The organism is Bacillus sp. GM2 (genome assembly GCF_056155945.1).
This window is the reverse complement of sequence record NZ_JBRKSZ010000007.1, coordinates 1,409,980-1,425,148: the sequence shown is the minus strand read 5'-3', so window position 1 is coordinate 1,425,148 and position 15,169 is coordinate 1,409,980. Positions and strand designations below refer to the sequence as shown.

Sequence of the window (15,169 nt, the reverse complement as noted above, 5' to 3'; positions counted from 1 at the left end):
GATTTTTTTGCGCCTGTTCTCTTTCCCTTGATATAGGGTTGAAGTTGGATTTCCCGAAAAAGCGAATGAATACCACCTCAACAGACAAAATAAGAAGAGTTGATATTTCAGCACAATTCACAAAAGGAGTGAAACCATTGTATTGAATGATCATCAAACTGAAATGGTCTTCAGATGCCCCTTTCTTATTATAAAATTCAATGATATGGAGTGATAAACGTGATGCAAAAAAATGGAGCAGACAAACCCGATGATTACAAAAGATTTTCTTCAGCAGACAAGGAATACGATTCTCAGCAATCGTTAGACAGCAATGCTAAGACAGAGAACGCTGAAACTGATAGGAAAGATAACATAAATGACAGCACGGATATGGCTGGAAAATACTTTGACCCCTCGGATTATGAAGGAGCCACGCAGTTGGAAAAAGGATTGGCTGAAACTCATGAACAGGTCAGTGATGACTATTTTGAAGGAACGATCGATCAAAATTTGGATTAGTCGTTTGAACGGCGGAACTAACTTAAAAGAGTAAGTTAGTTCCGTTTTGTTTAACAAAAGATTCGGTCAACCTCAGGATGCCATGGACGAACTATAAAATGCGTGTTTGATCAGATGTCTTTGTCTTTTTAAAGCCATCTGATTATAACCAACTTCTCACCCGTTCCTTCTATCCCTTTCATTTTTTATAAATTCCAGTTAAAGCTAATGTCTGCTTTGTGATCCAAATTCCTTCATCGTGATGTTCACATCATATTGAATGGGAATCTCCGTGAACACTTCATCCCAATTTTTCTTCAACTTCTTCCAAAGAAAGGGAAATTGAATCCTCACTTCATCACCGAAGCCAGCAAGGTCGGCTTTATATTCCCTCTGCATTTTTTCTGTAATCTGCTCAACTAGCTGTTTCACTGTTTGTGACGCATATGCTTCCTTCCTTTTCAAATATTTTTTGTCAATTTCTGCGTCGGCTGTATTCCAGGTTTCGGCCAGGTGTGCCTCTGACTCAATTTTCACTTTAAACGAAAGGCGGTTTCCTTTAACGACCGGCTTGATCTCACTCTTTAAATGATCAACTGCCAAAGCCGTCAGTTTTTTTGTTTTCGGATCATAGTTTTTGATGGTACCGCCTATCCCTTGTCCTTTGATCCACATAATCCCGTCCAAATCTTTTTCATCTAATAAACCAAGGAGCTTGTTTGTTTTTCCGTTAATGGCTACAGCTCCTGCATATTTGATTTCCCCATTGACACCGATAACGTTTTGAAGCAAATAGCTCGTTCCAGCATTCATCATGCCCGGCAATTTGGCAAGTGTGATCGGAGGAAGAATCTTTTTCGCCTTAAAGTCATTGTGAATAATTCTGCTAAGGTGAAATGCGGGTATTTCCCCGGAGCCGTCTTTCAGTTCTAGTGCATCGCTTGCTCTTCCTCTTGTGACAAGGACAAGCGTACTCAGCCTGATTTCATTGTCCCTCAGAGACTGATCAAGCAATTCCTTCAGTGAATATGTACGAAGCAAATCCGCAGCAATGACGATCACCTTTAAGTGGGAGCTGAAGACCGGCCTGTCCTGTCTGAGCGCTACTTCAGTGCCTATTTGCTGAAAGGAATCACCCGTTTCATATACGTTAATGTAAGCTTTTGCGTTGCTGCTGCTTCCCCCAGCAATCTTAACCCCTGCTGTGTACGGACTAACATATTGGTATGTCAAAGTGTTTCGATCTTTCTTTGGATAATTACCGCCTATTTTAATAAATTTTTTTTCAAGGGCAGTCGCTCGGCCTTCATCAACCCCTAGAGCAAAAGTCAAACCAATTTCTTCAATTTCATGGCTGCTCCAGCATCCGGTTAAAAAAAGAATGATGATAGAAAATAAAAAGCAGATCTTATAAGTGCTAAGTTTCATGTTTCCGCTCCTCACATGAAAAAAAATAAAGAGAATTGCCATGGATCCAACTAGGGCTGATCCTAATTTTCCCTTGGATCAATTTATATATATACGGTAATTAAAACCATATTGGAGAGGCTTCTACACCGATCAAAACCGTACGTGATTTTCGGTTTGTGCTTCTCTCTCAAAAAACTTCCATCTTTTTCAACTCATCTATGCTACAATAAAATGGAAAAAAGGAGGGGAGATGGAATGAAACGCTTTTTGCTGATCACGGTGTTGGTTTGTGGATTTTTCAGTTTTGGGAGCAGTGCTGAAGCTTATTCGTTCCCGCACAAATTGAATTTAACGTTTACGGGAACACATGTGGAAGTCATTCCCAATAGCGACACTAACGTTTATAATTGGCATATTGGCTACAAGTTTACGATTTTCAATGCAGAAAACTGCAAAACAACGATTAAAATTCAGATGATGCACCTTTCCGGCAGATTTATGAGCTTAAGCATTAAAGATTTTGAAGGTAACTGGCCTGATCGAACCGCTCAGGATGTCATCACGTTGATGCCTCGGACCTATAGGCTTTATTTTGAGAATACCGAAGGTGAATGTAAGGATATCCGCATTAAAGGAACATACGGAGCTATTCCGCAAACGTATGATAATTTCTCGGCCTTCAGCGAAAGATAGCCGTTATAAAGGCAATACAAGCATAAAGGCCCGAGCACCATTTTGCTGACTACAAACGGATGTGGGGGAATCATTTGAAAAACTTTTGGACATACGAAGACGAAGATCCGTACACTTTAAAAAGCATATCAGAGAGAGGCATTCTGAAAGCTGAAAAAAAGTTAGGTGTGAGACTTCCGGAAGAATATAAAGCGCTTATTCTTGAACAAAATGGCAGCTATATCAATTTTAATGCTTTCCCTTCTGAACGGCCCACCTCCTGGGCTAAAGATCATATCCAGTTTGACTACTTATTAGGCATGGGGAAAAAGGAAGGAATTCTCGAGAGTAAAGCCTTTATTAAAGAATGGGGACTGCCCGACAACCTGGTCCTTATTCATGGTGACGGCCATACGTGGATAGCGCTTGACTACAGGGAGACGAAAGAAAATCCGCCCGTTCACTATTTTGACTCAGAACTTGAAGAGGATTTTAGATTAGCCGGTTCATTTGGAGAATTTCTCTCTAAACTTTATACAGATGACTCCATTGATGATGACAGCTGCGAACATAAGGAAGGCATATATCCTGAGAATGTAGATATTCCCTATGTCTATCCGGAAGATGCCATCACAAAAGAAAAAACGGAACAGATTCTGACTGAAACTGAAAATTCGGCAGCCGATCTGTATCAGATTCATTACTACCCTATTGAAGGTTTGGATGATTTAAATTGGCTTCTGACAAAAATAAAAGAAAGCTCATTGACAGCAAATATTGACAATGGTGTCGAACTTGCCATTGTTTTAGAATCCATTATTTCCTACTATAAAGATTTAATGCTTGATAACGAACAAACAAGAAGGCTGGTCTTAGACATTGCAGCTATTCTAAAGAATTTGAATGACTCTGTTATAGACATCCTTTTAGTACAGATAAAAGATTCCCTTTAAAAAACAACTTTTATGTTGTTTTTTATTTATGTTTCCGCCCCATTCTATAAACTCTCCTGTTCCGAGACCTCAATGTAGGCAACTGTTGTTACTCAACCTTTTATAAAACATAGAATACTAAATAGATTGTTGGAAATTAATCCACAAAAGGAGTTTAGATTATGAATTTGAATGATATAAAAGGAGACTATAATGCCATTTTCGGATTAGGCCACCTCTGTTAACTGCTCTTCAGCTTAGAGAAAACAATTTAAGGCCGTATGCAGGCCCTTTAGACTGGGTCGGCACCTCTTCCCTGACCGAATTGAACCGTCTTTTAAAGAATCGCTTTTCAAATTTTATGGCACCCCTAAATCTAAGGGTAACAGGCTACTCAACAGGTGTTTATACTACTGACCGTTATATCTCTGTTACAGATGATTATTATCATGTCGATTCAGCTCATGATTTTAAAGCAGATAAAAATACACTCGAACATCTTGCCGCATACGATGAAGTGATGGAAAAATTCAATAGAAGAATCAACAGATTTTATGAAAAGATGTCAACCGCTAATCGGATCCTTTTTGTCAGAACTAACGGAACCTACAAGGAAGCTCAAGAACTGAGTCCGTATTATCGGATTTAGTACAAAACGACTTCAGGGTACTCCTTATCAATCACTCAAAAGTTAAAGGAATTGTCGAGCAGAATTGGCCATTAAAAAGAATATGCGCGGTTACACTTCCAGATCGTGAAATCTGGCAGTCTAATGATCATCTGTGGAGAGAAATGCTTAATGGCGTGAATTATATCCCTTTTTAAACAAAACTAATAAGCGACAGGAAAAGGTTATAACATCATCTTAATCTTTTCCATACATACTCTTCTCTGAAAACTAAACCAGAAAGCTGGTCTTCAAACAGAACAAATCCTAAGGAGCGGCTTTCTGAAGTCTAGCAAGGCAAGTTTATCACTGAGAATTTCAAAGGAAAGATCAAAAGGCGCCTTCAGGATATCGGGATAAGATATGGTCTCTTGCTTCCAGCGCTTTTTGTCTCACTTTTTCAAGATCTGCATCAACCAATCGGCCGTTTCGTTTCACCGCTTTTCCTGCGACATATACGGAGTCTACATTTCCCGTGTGCGCGCTTTGGACAATAGCCCCCACCGCATCAGTGAAAGGAAGCAAATTGACGCTGTCCGTTTTCACCATGATAAAGTCAGCTTCTTTGCCGGGGGAAAGCGAGCCGATTTTGTGATCGAGCCTTAAGGCCCTCGCCCCGTCAATGGTCGCCGCTCTCAGGATTTGTTCGGCCGATATGCTCAATTCGGGACCAGGCATGATCCCTTCTTTCAGCAGCTCTTCATTGTGCTTTGCACGCTCTGCTTGAAGGGCAAATTTCATCTGTGCGAAAAGGTCTCCTCCCGTCGATGTCACAACATCAACCCCAAGTGCAGTAAGAACCCCGTTTTTTAGGGCGAGCCCTGTAACAGGATAGCCGTGCCCCATCATCATCTCAATTTCTGGTGTCACAGAAATCGAGCTTCCGTGAGTCGAAAGCATTTTCATTTCTTCTTCACTCATCGCATTGGCATGCACCATATTTAAATCGGGACCGAGCAGCCCGGCTTGATTCAGCTTCTCAATCGAACGATCTTTCGCTCCCTAGTTGCCAAACGCAATATGCATGCTGCATAAGGCATCCAGTTCCCGGGCCGTTTCGATTTCAAAGACAGATGTCTTCCATGAAGAAAACTCCGGACCGCGAATTGCAAGTCCCATCGTCAGAAGCTGATCCTTCGATTGAAAATATGCTTTTTTTACCCGTTTCGCTTCGTCCATATTCGAAAGATCGCTGTCTCTGTCCCAATATTCTGCATCACCGGATGTTCCGAAAGCGAATACTGCGCGAATGCCGGCGTCTTTTAGTCCCGCAATCAGCTGGTCCGTATGATCAGGCGATTCAATCATCGTCCAGTCCAGCAAAGTTGTGACCCCTGCATCAAGCGCCTCAAGCGCTCCTAAATAGTTCGCGACCCAATCATCCTCAGGCCTTCTCATCGATCCATAATTCCCATAATAAATCCGGTTTAAATAAGTTTGCAGGGACCAGTCAGCTCCGATTCCGCGGATCACAGATTCCCATACGTGGCGGTGTGTATCGACAAATCCAGGCATGATCAGCATATTGGAGGCATCAACAATCTCAGCGTCTCCCGGTGCAATCGACTCGGCAACGTCAAGAATGACGGAGCCTTCAATCAGCATGTCCCCTTTTTCGATCGTATGAAGCTGCGGATCAAGAGTAACAATCGTTGCGTTTTGAAAAAGTGTTTTTTGCATAACGGTTCTCCTTTCTTCCCAGCCAACTAGAGAAAACAACATCCTATATGTACCATTTTAAAATAAAAAAGGTATAAATGATATTAATATGCATTGTGCGACTTGGAAATCCGCCTTCTGAGCTAGATGCAAGAGATGCAGTACACGATCACGTCAGAAAAAGAAGAAAGGTGAATTGCAGGAAACAGCGGTTATTTATATTGCAATGATGCGGTGTGTATTTATCGTAAATTCCGCTTTCATACTGCTGGTTATCACGATATAGGTTACTACCTCCAAAATAGAAACAGACCATAAAAAAGCTATGGTCTGTGAATGAGTGAACGTATATTTAGCTGCGATCAAAATACGGTACAATCACTTTATTAATAGCAATGGCCATAGTCCGACTTTTTTTCATAGCCTTTGCAAGGTTTTCCGCAATGATAGTGTTCATGCGAAACGTCTTTATGATGTGAATAAGTGTGCGGATAGTAATGAACATGTTCATATTTGTGGTGGTCAATTTTTTTAGTATGCTGCGGATGAATATGAGGAACGACAGATTTTGAATACTTATGATCCTCACAATATTTCGTAGGGTAAACATGCGGCTCATGATGTTTTTTGCAGTACATGTGTACACGCTCCTTTCAATTTATAGATTCACTAGTACATTATGCTGAAAAGCTAAAGCCTGACTGCATAAGTACCTATACTTTGTCCCAATTTTTGCCCGTTCATTTTCTGAAGATCGTTTTTGAAAAATCTGCTTTATTACCCTGAAGCATCCGCCGGTTGAATACCCCTTGCTTCCGGAGTTAAAAAAAGACACTAAACGAATACTTTAAATGTTCGCTTAAAGTCCTTCATCTCCAATAAACCTTGACGGGATCTGTATGAATATGCAGCTCTGTTTTTGTATCGAAATGAACAACAAAGCCTCTGATTAACCCATAGAACTTGTTTTTTTCTGTAATTTTCATAACGGTCGCTTCGTCTCTAAATCCTGGCGGATGGCATGGCTCACCTACAATATATTGCTTTGAATGAACGGTGATTGCTTGAATTGACTTCATTAAATCCCATTCCCCCTCAGAAACGTCATGCTTCCTTCTGCTTCTGCGCAAAACGGAGATTCACCCCAGTAAAAACTTGCGATTTTTCTCTTCCCTGGAGTTTAAAATTATTCGGGTATTTTTTACGCCTCAAACTGTAGAAGCAGTACGGTAATTATCATCATAACACGTTATCCAAAATATTCCTTTCCGCTTTTTGAACATTATGTGGCGGCAGCTCCTCCGTATAGAATCAACCGATAAACTGCGTTAAAATCCGGTTGAACATTTCGCGTTCCTCCCAGAACGGGCCGTGTCCGCTGTATTGAAACGGAACAAGATATGAATTTCTTATTTTGCGTTTGAGTTCCTTTGCTTGTGCAAACGGAATCACCTTGTCTTGAACACCGTGAATGATCAAGGTCGGAGCAGCGACTTTTCCAAGATCATCAAACAGTTTCTCATCTCTCAGCATGTCGATAACCGCTTTTGTCGACCAGCCTGCCGCCTGCAATCCCAATTGAAAAAACCAGTCCGAGAACGGTTGTGTAATATATTGAAAGAAAAATGTGTCGGTCACTTCACGCATCATCTTAGGACGATCGTTAGACGCTTGCTGGAGCAATTTGGCTGCCGTCTCTTCTGTAAATCCCGCAGGTGCCGCTGCATCGATCAAAACCAGCTTTGAGACCCCGGAACCCCTGTATCGCGACATATAGCGAAGTGCTATGGCGCCGCCGGTTGAATGACCGGCAAGCGTGAAGCGGTTTAGTTGAAGCGTCTCAACGACAGCGCGGATATCATCAGCCAAACGGTTGTAATTGTAGCCCGTCGCCGACTTATCCGAACGCCCGAATCCCCGCCAGTCAATGCCGATACAGCGGTATCCCTTTTGTGAAAGATCGTCAAATTGATATTCAAACTGCAGATGGCTTAATGGCCAGCCGTGCAAAAATACAATTGTTTTGCGGCTTTGAGGATTGATGTCTTCTACGTACAGGTGAACGTCTGATTCAGCCTGAACAAAGTATCCCATGCCGTCGCCCCCAATCATGTCTTTACCATAAGGTACTCCCAAGATGTCAATAGGTGAATGTCCAGACGGCTGAAGGTGAAGAATTTGAAAAGGTGTGACTGGTTAGACTATTTCAAGATACGGAGGTGGTTCAATGATGAAACGCTTGAGAAGTCTGGCGATATCGCTTGTCCTCATGCTGCCTGCGGCGACGATCCAAGCGCAGCCTGCCGCACTAGTACCTTATCCATGCAGCGTCGTTCTTCATCCAGCCCAGGATATTCCCAATGCCCGCGGAACGGCTTTAATTGCGAAAGTGAAGAAACCGTATACCGAAGCCCCTGGAAGTCCAGTCAGGGAACGGCGGAGCGTCGGCATCTACGCCGATTGGCTTCCAGCCCCTGCTTCATTTGGAGATTATGATCAATATGAAGGAATTGCCCGGATACCGGACCAGATCAGCTGGCGCTTTACCATGCATCTCGTCCGGGAAGACGCGCCAAGCTGGTTTGGCGGAAGTCCTTGGGCGGGCAAATTTGACGAAATATCGTCAGAGCTGACTGTGAATACCCGAGTCGAAGTGCGTCCTTTCAATTCGAAGACGAAAAAGGCCGGCCGAGCTGTTTTGCAGGGGACTTTGCAAGGATGCAGGAACTAAATCAAAAAAAAGGCCGCAAAAGCACCATTAGGACGCTTCTTACGGCCTTTTTTCATGAGAAGAATTTTTTCTTCGGGAAAGGTTAGTATTTTTCGTAGCGATTACAAGGTTTACCGCAGTAAGAGTGATCATGATATACCGGCTTATAGCTTGAATAAGAATGCGGATAATAGTGAACATGCTCGTATTTCTGATGATCCACTTTTTTAATATGCTGCGGATGGATGTGAGGAACGATCGTTTTAGAGTATCTGTGATCCTCACAGTACCTGGTAGGATGCACAACTGGCGGCAGAACGCGCGGTTTGCAGTAAGACATAAGCACTTCTCCCTTCCTTGAGTTTCATTCTTCATTATCAAAATATGTTGATTAGCACAAACTTGTACTAATACAAGAAACTAAAAATCCGTCCATTTTCCCCGCCTTTTCACTCAAAAGAGAGTTTCTCTGATGGTATAATTAAAAAAATACTAATGAAAATGGAGTTGGACAGATGGATGTGATATCGATCGTTTCTTTTTTGGGTGCGGCTATACTGCTTACACTTATGCCGGGCCCTGACAACTTGTTCGTTTTGGCACAGAGCATCTCAAAGGGAAAATCGGCAGGTACAGCAACCGCATGCGGGCTATGCACAGGGTTAGTCGTCCACATCACAGCGGCTGCAGCAGGTATTTCTGCTGCGATCTATCAATCAGCTGTCGCCTTCTCGATCGTGAAATATGCAGGTGCAGCCTATCTGTTGTTTTTAGCTTACCAGTCTTTTCGGCAAAAAAGCGCTGGTTTCAATCTTGAAGCCAAAGATTCATTGAACCGCAGGGCTTTATACCAAAAAGGCGTTGTGATGAATCTATTAAACCCGAAGGTCTCATTGTTCTTCCTTGCCTTTCTTCCGCAATTTATACACCCCGGCACCTTCAGCGTGACAACGCAAATGCTCGTTTACGGCATGTTATTTTTAATTCAAGCGTTTGTGATCTTTGTAATGATCAGCCTGTTTGCGGAAAAAGTCGGAGGCCGGCTGCGCAGAAGTCCGCAAGCCGCCAAAAAAGTTCATTTGCTGGAAGGGTCTTTATTCGCTTTGATCGGACTTAAAATAGCGGTCAGCCAAAGGTAGCTCCGCTGAAAAAAGGTGTGCAGCCAGCACACCTTTTCCCGATTTTACCGCTTATAACATTTGACGCGTTTACCATTTTCGCCGTCGGGCGCCGCTTTCATGGACACAGCGGCAATGTCATCCCTTTAAACATCGAGGTTCATGTGAAAATGAACAGCCCTGCATTCCGTTATTCGTTTTCAAGCTTGATCGTTGAGAGCGGGAGCTGGTGTTGCGGAATCGAAGTGATTTGTTTCTTTGGCTGGAGTCGAATCACAAGACTGTCAAATTCTGCAGCGCTTTCTTGCTGTGTTAGATTCTTCCTTCGTTTCATTGTATAGTGGAGTGCCAGACAATGAGACAAAAATCTAAATACCGTTGTTCTCTATCCTCCCCCTTTCTTTGAAGCCAGTATACAAATTTCCCGCTGCTTCGTAATGATGCAAATCGGTTATTTTCCGCTCAATCCAAATCATCAGATCGAATAAAGCGGACACATCGATCTTAGGGACGGTAGATCAGTCAATCGATGGGCGTGGGTCTTTTTTGATAGAATATGCCGCTTTTTGAGGAGAAACGGGATCGTTTGATTCGTGTATCTGCTAAGTTTTGCTTTAATCAATGAGATTCATTTTCGCTTTTTATCTGCAAAAAAGACTCGGACAGTGAGTCTTTTGAATTTATTTACAAATGATATTTTAAATGTTATAATAAATTTTTTACAGAAATAAAATCTATTTTTATTTATATAAATCGATGAATTTAAAATGAAGGAGGTAAAAAGATGGCCAAGACTTCAATGATTGTCAAACAAAAACGGGAACAAAAGTTCAAAGTCAGAGAGTACACCCGCTGCGAACGCTGCGGCAGACCGCATTCCGTGATTCGGAAGTTTAAATTGTGCCGCATCTGCTTCCGCGAGCTTGCCTACAAAGGGCATATCCCCGGCGTTAAAAAAGCAAGCTGGTAAGAACGACTTCGTCAGCCTTTTCAAGAGGCTGGCTTTTTTGATTTAGGCTCTGTTGAATTTTAATGTTGATATTGCATAAAAATAGAGGAAATCCTATGATTAGGGTTTCCTCTATACTTGTTCAACTAACGTCTCTGTTAGCTGGATAAGAACTATTGAATCAGTTGCCCATTATACACACTCATTGAGTGTACATTCTCTTTTAATAAGTTATCAATGATTTGCTTTGTTACATTTGGTTCTCGTAAGTCTTCGTTCTCAAATGTTACAAGGTCACTTACTTTTATCCACTTGCTGTCTGAAATTTCATCTTCTTCGAGATTGAAAGAACCTCCGGTAACTTCACCAATAAAATGAAATAAAATAACTTGATTCTTCGTCCTACTGATAAAATTATATACACCAGCAGCGGCAATCAGTTTTACGTCCAATCCAGTTTCTTCTTTAACTTCTCTTCGAGCTGAATGGAGAATGTCCTCTCCATATTCGATACGTCCACCCGGAAAGTTCCACTTATGAACGGCGGTAGGCTTATTCTCTTTTATCATCAAGACTTTATTATCACGTAAGATTGATACACTGGCTACTAAAACAATTCCATTTTGCGACATCCATTTCTCCTTTATTTTCATTGGCTTGACTAGCTTCTTCTTTCATGAATCTGCTTTGTTCATTGAAAGCTCTCAACGCTTTGCACACCTTGACAACCAAACAGAACACTCGTTCTATTTTTATTATATCAGGGATTTGTATAAGCAGCAAATATCAATATAAGCGCGTTCATGAGCCGTCACTGTTCAATATTTGAACAAACCCGTTTGTTCCGTCGATTCGGATGTAGGCGCCGTCTTCAATAATGTCTGTCGCTTTGTCGATTCCGACGACCGCAGGAATGCCGTATTCCCTTGCCACTACTGAACCATGAGTCATCATGCCGCCCACCTCCGTAATCAGTCCGGCCGCTGAAGTAAAAAGCGGAGTCCAGCCCGGATCAGTATACGGCGCCACTAAGATGTCCCCTTGATTCAGCTTCGCGTCTTCAGGGCTCTTCACAACTCTGGCGGTCCCTTCAATGGTGCCTGCAGAAACCGGTGTCCCTGTGAGAGCTCCTTCGGGACTTTTTGCATTTCGCAGCCTCCCTGTAATGATCTCCCCTTCACTTGTCATCACGCGGGGGGATGTGAGCTTTTGATTGGACATATGCTGCTGTTTTCTGTCTGTTAACAATTCCGGAATATCCCCGATGCCGCGATTCTCCAATAGCGCGATAAGCTCCTCAAGCGTAAGGTAAAAAACATCGTCTTCACAATTGAGGATACCTTTTTCAACGAGGGTGCGGGCTTCTTTAAGAATGGCTTTTTTGTATAAAAACATCAATTTTACAAGTGTAAATTTATGATGCTCCCGCATTCCCATCAGGCTTCGATACATATGAACGAGCCGGGAGACTCTCTTTTTTTCCAGAAAACGAAATTGAGAGATGATTTGCTTTTTTGCCTCTTCCGCTTCCATTTCGCCTTGTTTAAATTTCCTCCTGTGTTCCCCAGGGGCAGTCGTCCGAATATGGCTGAGTATGGACGGAACGAGCTGAACCGGAGCCTCTGCCCATCTTGGCCTTGTCATATCGATTTCTCCCACGCACCGCATCCCGTACTTTTTGAGAAAACCATCTAAACTGGATTTCAATTCGGCGCCGCCGGGGATTTTGAGCAATTCTTCCATAAAGTTTTCGCTGTCTGCACGCTTGAAATAGTCAATGACTTCAGGATACTTCCTCGCCTGATCGGAAAGATCCCCCAACTCAAGACCCATTTCCGTTGTGACATTATGAGGCAGGGATTTATACAATTTCCCCAGTAAAATAGCGCTTTTCTCGTCCCCCAGCTTTTTTTTTAGCTTTTTTTCGAGCGATCCGGCTGCAATCATTCCGCTGAAGACATATACAGCGACTTTTGAAAGCACGTCTTGGAACATCCTTTCCATTCCTTTTTGGATGACGCGGATCGTCTCAGCGCCGGAAGTCCGGCTAAGCTTCTCCTCGGTGTCCGTCACGATCGCTTCAATGATCAATTCCGCTTTTTTCTCGGCTTTATCGGGGTTTTTCATCAGCAGGATTCCGGCAACCTTTAATGCTGCCGGAATCAAAATCGGCGCCAATCTCCCGGCAATATGAAACATGCCTTTTATCGAAAGAGAATTAAGCTGATGTTCTTTGCGCTTGACTGCCTCCGATACAGCAGATGCCATCAGCTGATCCATACCATTTAATACTTTAAGCAGCCGGCTCCGGGCGAATCTGAGAGAAAGAGCACCCGTAATATCGGCGAACACTCTTCCTCCCGCTTCGCGAAGAATCGGATGTGCCGAAGGGTCTTTTTTTAAAAATCGGAGAACTTGGCTGATCACCGATACACCCAATGGTTTCAGCGGATCTGTCATCATTTGGATATAGCCAAAATTAATCAATACGTGCGGCTTATCATCAAAAAAGCGTACGACCGGGTATAGAGATGTAATCGGCCGGCTTTGAAGAATGTAAAAGCTGCCGCCGGCAAAAGCCCATTCTATATCCTGTTCCTTGCCGTAGTGAGCCTCGATTTTGCGCCCCAGTTCTGCCAATTCGACGATTTTTGGATCCGGCAAAGCCTGTGTTTGTTGTTCTTCCGGAGAGAGAATTTTCTGAACGGTTCCTCCTTCTGGCACGGAGTAAATAGCCGATTCCTTCTTCGAAAGTTGTTTTTTGACGATTTCACCTGACTGAACCTGATACAGATCAGCGCTCACAATTCCGGACACCAACGCTTCACCCAAGCCGAAGCTGGCATCGATGGAAACCGTTTTGCGGTGCCCCGTGATCGGGTCCGCAGTGAACATAACTCCGGAAACCTCGGGAAAAACCATCTCTTGCACGACAACTGCAAGAAAGACAGAGCGGTGATCGAAACCGTTTTTCGCGCGGTAGGAAATCGCCCTGTCCGTAAACAGAGAGGACCAGCATTGTTTCACTGCATCAAGAAGCTGATCTTCTCCGCAGACGTTCAAAAAGGTATCCTGCTGCCCCGCAAATGAAGCCGTCGGCAGGTCTTCTGCCGTAGCACTGGAGCGGACGGCATAGGCTTTTTCTTTGCCGGTCGTATCAACGCCTTCCAATATCGCCGATTTGATCTCGCCAGGTATGGGAATCTGGGCAAGATGCTCGCGAATCTGCTTCCCCGCAATCCGAATCTGTTCGAGATCATCATGCTTGAGCTGTCCAAGCTGATCGAGCAGGCTGTCGATGATGCCGCATGTTTGTATGAACGCGCGGTAGGCGGCAGTTGATAGGCAAAATCCCTTGGGAACGGGAAAACCCGCTTTTGTCATTTCCCCGAGGTTCGCCCCCTTTCCGCCGACATAGGGCAAAGCAAATTGATCGATTTCATTGAAATACACCACATATTTCTCCATTCTATCCTCTCCTTAGATCCGCTTTTTGCAGCAATTCCACGCCTCATATTGGATAATTTATTTTGCCCTGGCCTGACTTTCAACAAACACACTTTGTCTTATGAGGCATGCTTTTTTATACGTAAATATTGAACACTGTGTTGATTAATATTCATCATGTTTATTATAATTGCACAAAAGGCGAATGCAATGAACAATTAATCAGCAAATGTTAAGTTCTCAACACAAACATGGACATTGTTGATTTTCATGGACCGTCAGGAGGATTTGTATGACTGGACAAAAAAAAGACCGCAGGGTAAAGCGCACGAAAAAAATGATTAGAGACGCACTTTCTGAACTGATGAAAAATAAAACGTTTGAAGAGATATCCGTCACGGACATTACAACGAAAGCCGATATTAACCGCGGCACGTTTTACTTGCATTACGAAGATAAATACGATTTGCTGGAGCAAAGCGAGGAGGAAATTATCCAAGAGATCAATAACATTGCTAAACGCTCGATTCACTCAATGGACATATTAAATCAGGAAGTGATTGACCATCCGCTGACGTCGTCGATATTTTTCAATATATAAGAGAAAACGAGGTTTTTATGAAGGCAATTTTAGGCCCTAAAGGCCCGGGTTCTTTCCGTTTGAAATTCAAATCGGTTTTGAGCATTAATTTAAGACGGCTGAAAAAAGCGATCAAGACGGATCCGATCGTACCGGAGGACTACTTGATTTCCTATATAACCGGCGCTCATATCAGCGTCATGCAGCAATGGCTGGAAAACGGCATGAAAGAGACGCCGCATGATATGGCGCTCATTTTATCAAAAATAACCGGGATGGGCCCTGCATACGCGGCAGGACTGAGAAAAAAATGACAGGCTTTCAGGAAGAGGGATAACCCTCTTTTTTGCTTTTTTCGTGGTATGTATAAGAAATCAAAAACAATCCAAAATATAGTGAAAAAGGTGGTGAGACCATGCAGAAGAAAGGCATTCAAAACAGCAGCCTCGAGCAGCTGAAAAACGACCACGAAACAGAAAGCGCATTCCAGCAGGATAACAAAAGCAATAAACAGCAACAAAACAGGAATGCTTTAAAATAAGCTG

General features: G+C 43.0%; 15 protein-coding genes and 2 pseudogenes. 9 read left to right on the top strand and 8 right to left on the bottom strand.

What is annotated here, in order from left to right:
* Positions 1 to 219: 219 nt before the first annotated feature.
* Positions 220 to 501, top strand: a complete 282-nt coding sequence (locus ACVC9U_RS08260; protein ID WP_075754241.1) for a YozQ family protein — start codon at positions 220 to 222, stop codon at positions 499 to 501.
* A gap of 204 nt (positions 502 to 705) precedes the next feature.
* Here ACVC9U_RS08260 and ACVC9U_RS08255 read toward each other — a convergent pair whose 3' ends face one another.
* On the bottom strand, positions 706 to 1,908 hold the full coding sequence (locus ACVC9U_RS08255) for a Ger(x)C family spore germination protein (RefSeq protein ID WP_441390545.1): 1,203 nt from the start codon (positions 1,906 to 1,908) through the stop codon (positions 706 to 708).
* 237 nt (positions 1,909 to 2,145) lie between these two features.
* Between ACVC9U_RS08255 and ACVC9U_RS08250 the strand changes: the two genes are divergently transcribed.
* The 3 genes from ACVC9U_RS08250 (at position 2,146) to ACVC9U_RS08240 (ending at position 4,143) form a co-directional block, all read left to right on the top strand.
* Positions 2,146 to 2,583 (top strand): hypothetical protein, encoded by a 438-nt coding sequence (locus ACVC9U_RS08250; RefSeq protein WP_065643875.1) that lies wholly within the window; start codon positions 2,146 to 2,148, stop codon positions 2,581 to 2,583.
* Positions 2,584 to 2,657: 74 nt separating this feature from the next.
* On the top strand, positions 2,658 to 3,515 hold the full coding sequence (locus tag ACVC9U_RS08245) for an SMI1/KNR4 family protein (RefSeq protein WP_075754237.1): 858 nt from the start codon (positions 2,658 to 2,660) through the stop codon (positions 3,513 to 3,515).
* Positions 3,516 to 3,720: 205 nt separating this feature from the next.
* Complete coding sequence (locus tag ACVC9U_RS08240; protein ID WP_305954537.1) at positions 3,721 to 4,143, top strand: DUF1796 family putative cysteine peptidase; 423 nt, start codon at positions 3,721 to 3,723, stop codon at positions 4,141 to 4,143.
* Positions 4,144 to 4,491: 348 nt separating this feature from the next.
* On the opposite strand, the pseudogene ACVC9U_RS08235 reads toward ACVC9U_RS08240, so the two are convergent.
* The 4 genes and pseudogenes from ACVC9U_RS08235 to ACVC9U_RS08220 all read right to left on the bottom strand — a co-directional run bounded on the left by ACVC9U_RS08235 (position 4,492) and on the right by ACVC9U_RS08220 (position 7,914).
* Positions 4,492 to 5,841: pseudogene (locus ACVC9U_RS08235) on the bottom strand (amidohydrolase family protein).
* 365 nt (positions 5,842 to 6,206) lie between these two features.
* A complete protein-coding gene (locus ACVC9U_RS08230) occupies positions 6,207 to 6,458 on the bottom strand; it encodes a CotD family spore coat protein (RefSeq protein ID WP_020451792.1) in 252 nt (83 codons plus the stop codon).
* A 231-nt stretch (positions 6,459 to 6,689) separates the two neighbouring features.
* Positions 6,690 to 6,899: a hypothetical protein gene (locus ACVC9U_RS08225; RefSeq protein WP_065643873.1), complete on the bottom strand. Its 210-nt coding sequence runs from the start codon at positions 6,897 to 6,899 to the stop codon at positions 6,690 to 6,692.
* 232 nt (positions 6,900 to 7,131) lie between these two features.
* Positions 7,132 to 7,914: an alpha/beta fold hydrolase gene (locus ACVC9U_RS08220; RefSeq protein ID WP_441390542.1), complete on the bottom strand. Its 783-nt coding sequence runs from the start codon at positions 7,912 to 7,914 to the stop codon at positions 7,132 to 7,134.
* A gap of 133 nt (positions 7,915 to 8,047) precedes the next feature.
* On the opposite strand from ACVC9U_RS08220, the gene ACVC9U_RS08215 reads away from it, so the two are divergent.
* On the top strand, positions 8,048 to 8,551 hold the full coding sequence (locus ACVC9U_RS08215; protein ID WP_081379927.1) for a YoqH family protein: 504 nt from the start codon (positions 8,048 to 8,050) through the stop codon (positions 8,549 to 8,551).
* An 82-nt stretch (positions 8,552 to 8,633) separates the two neighbouring features.
* On the opposite strand, the gene ACVC9U_RS08210 is transcribed toward ACVC9U_RS08215, so the two are convergent.
* Positions 8,634 to 8,870, bottom strand: a complete 237-nt coding sequence (locus tag ACVC9U_RS08210; RefSeq protein WP_065643871.1) for a CotD family spore coat protein — start codon at positions 8,868 to 8,870, stop codon at positions 8,634 to 8,636.
* A 175-nt stretch (positions 8,871 to 9,045) separates the two neighbouring features.
* On the opposite strand from ACVC9U_RS08210, the gene ACVC9U_RS08205 reads away from it, so the two are divergent.
* Together ACVC9U_RS08205 and ACVC9U_RS08200 are read left to right on the top strand one after the other, a co-directional pair.
* Positions 9,046 to 9,669: a LysE family translocator gene (locus tag ACVC9U_RS08205; RefSeq protein ID WP_075754233.1), complete on the top strand. Its 624-nt coding sequence runs from the start codon at positions 9,046 to 9,048 to the stop codon at positions 9,667 to 9,669.
* Between the two features lie 763 nt (positions 9,670 to 10,432).
* Entirely contained in the window at positions 10,433 to 10,618 is a 186-nt protein-coding gene (locus tag ACVC9U_RS08200) for a type Z 30S ribosomal protein S14 (RefSeq protein WP_003182651.1), read from the top strand.
* A gap of 152 nt (positions 10,619 to 10,770) precedes the next feature.
* On the opposite strand, the gene ACVC9U_RS08195 is transcribed toward ACVC9U_RS08200, so the two are convergent.
* Both ACVC9U_RS08195 and ACVC9U_RS08190 read right to left on the bottom strand, forming a co-directional pair.
* Positions 10,771 to 11,229, bottom strand: a complete 459-nt coding sequence (locus tag ACVC9U_RS08195; protein WP_441390538.1) for an NUDIX hydrolase — start codon at positions 11,227 to 11,229, stop codon at positions 10,771 to 10,773.
* A gap of 169 nt (positions 11,230 to 11,398) precedes the next feature.
* On the bottom strand, positions 11,399 to 14,065 hold the full coding sequence (locus tag ACVC9U_RS08190; RefSeq protein ID WP_441390536.1) for a phosphoenolpyruvate synthase: 2,667 nt from the start codon (positions 14,063 to 14,065) through the stop codon (positions 11,399 to 11,401).
* A gap of 271 nt (positions 14,066 to 14,336) precedes the next feature.
* Between ACVC9U_RS08190 and ACVC9U_RS08185 the strand changes: the two are divergent.
* Together ACVC9U_RS08185 and ACVC9U_RS08180 are read left to right on the top strand one after the other, a co-directional pair.
* A pseudogene (locus ACVC9U_RS08185) lies at positions 14,337 to 14,938 on the top strand (TetR-like C-terminal domain-containing protein).
* Between the two features lie 101 nt (positions 14,939 to 15,039).
* A complete protein-coding gene (locus tag ACVC9U_RS08180; protein WP_020451800.1) occupies positions 15,040 to 15,165 on the top strand; it encodes a hypothetical protein in 126 nt (41 codons plus the stop codon).
* Positions 15,166 to 15,169: the final 4 nt, after the last annotated feature.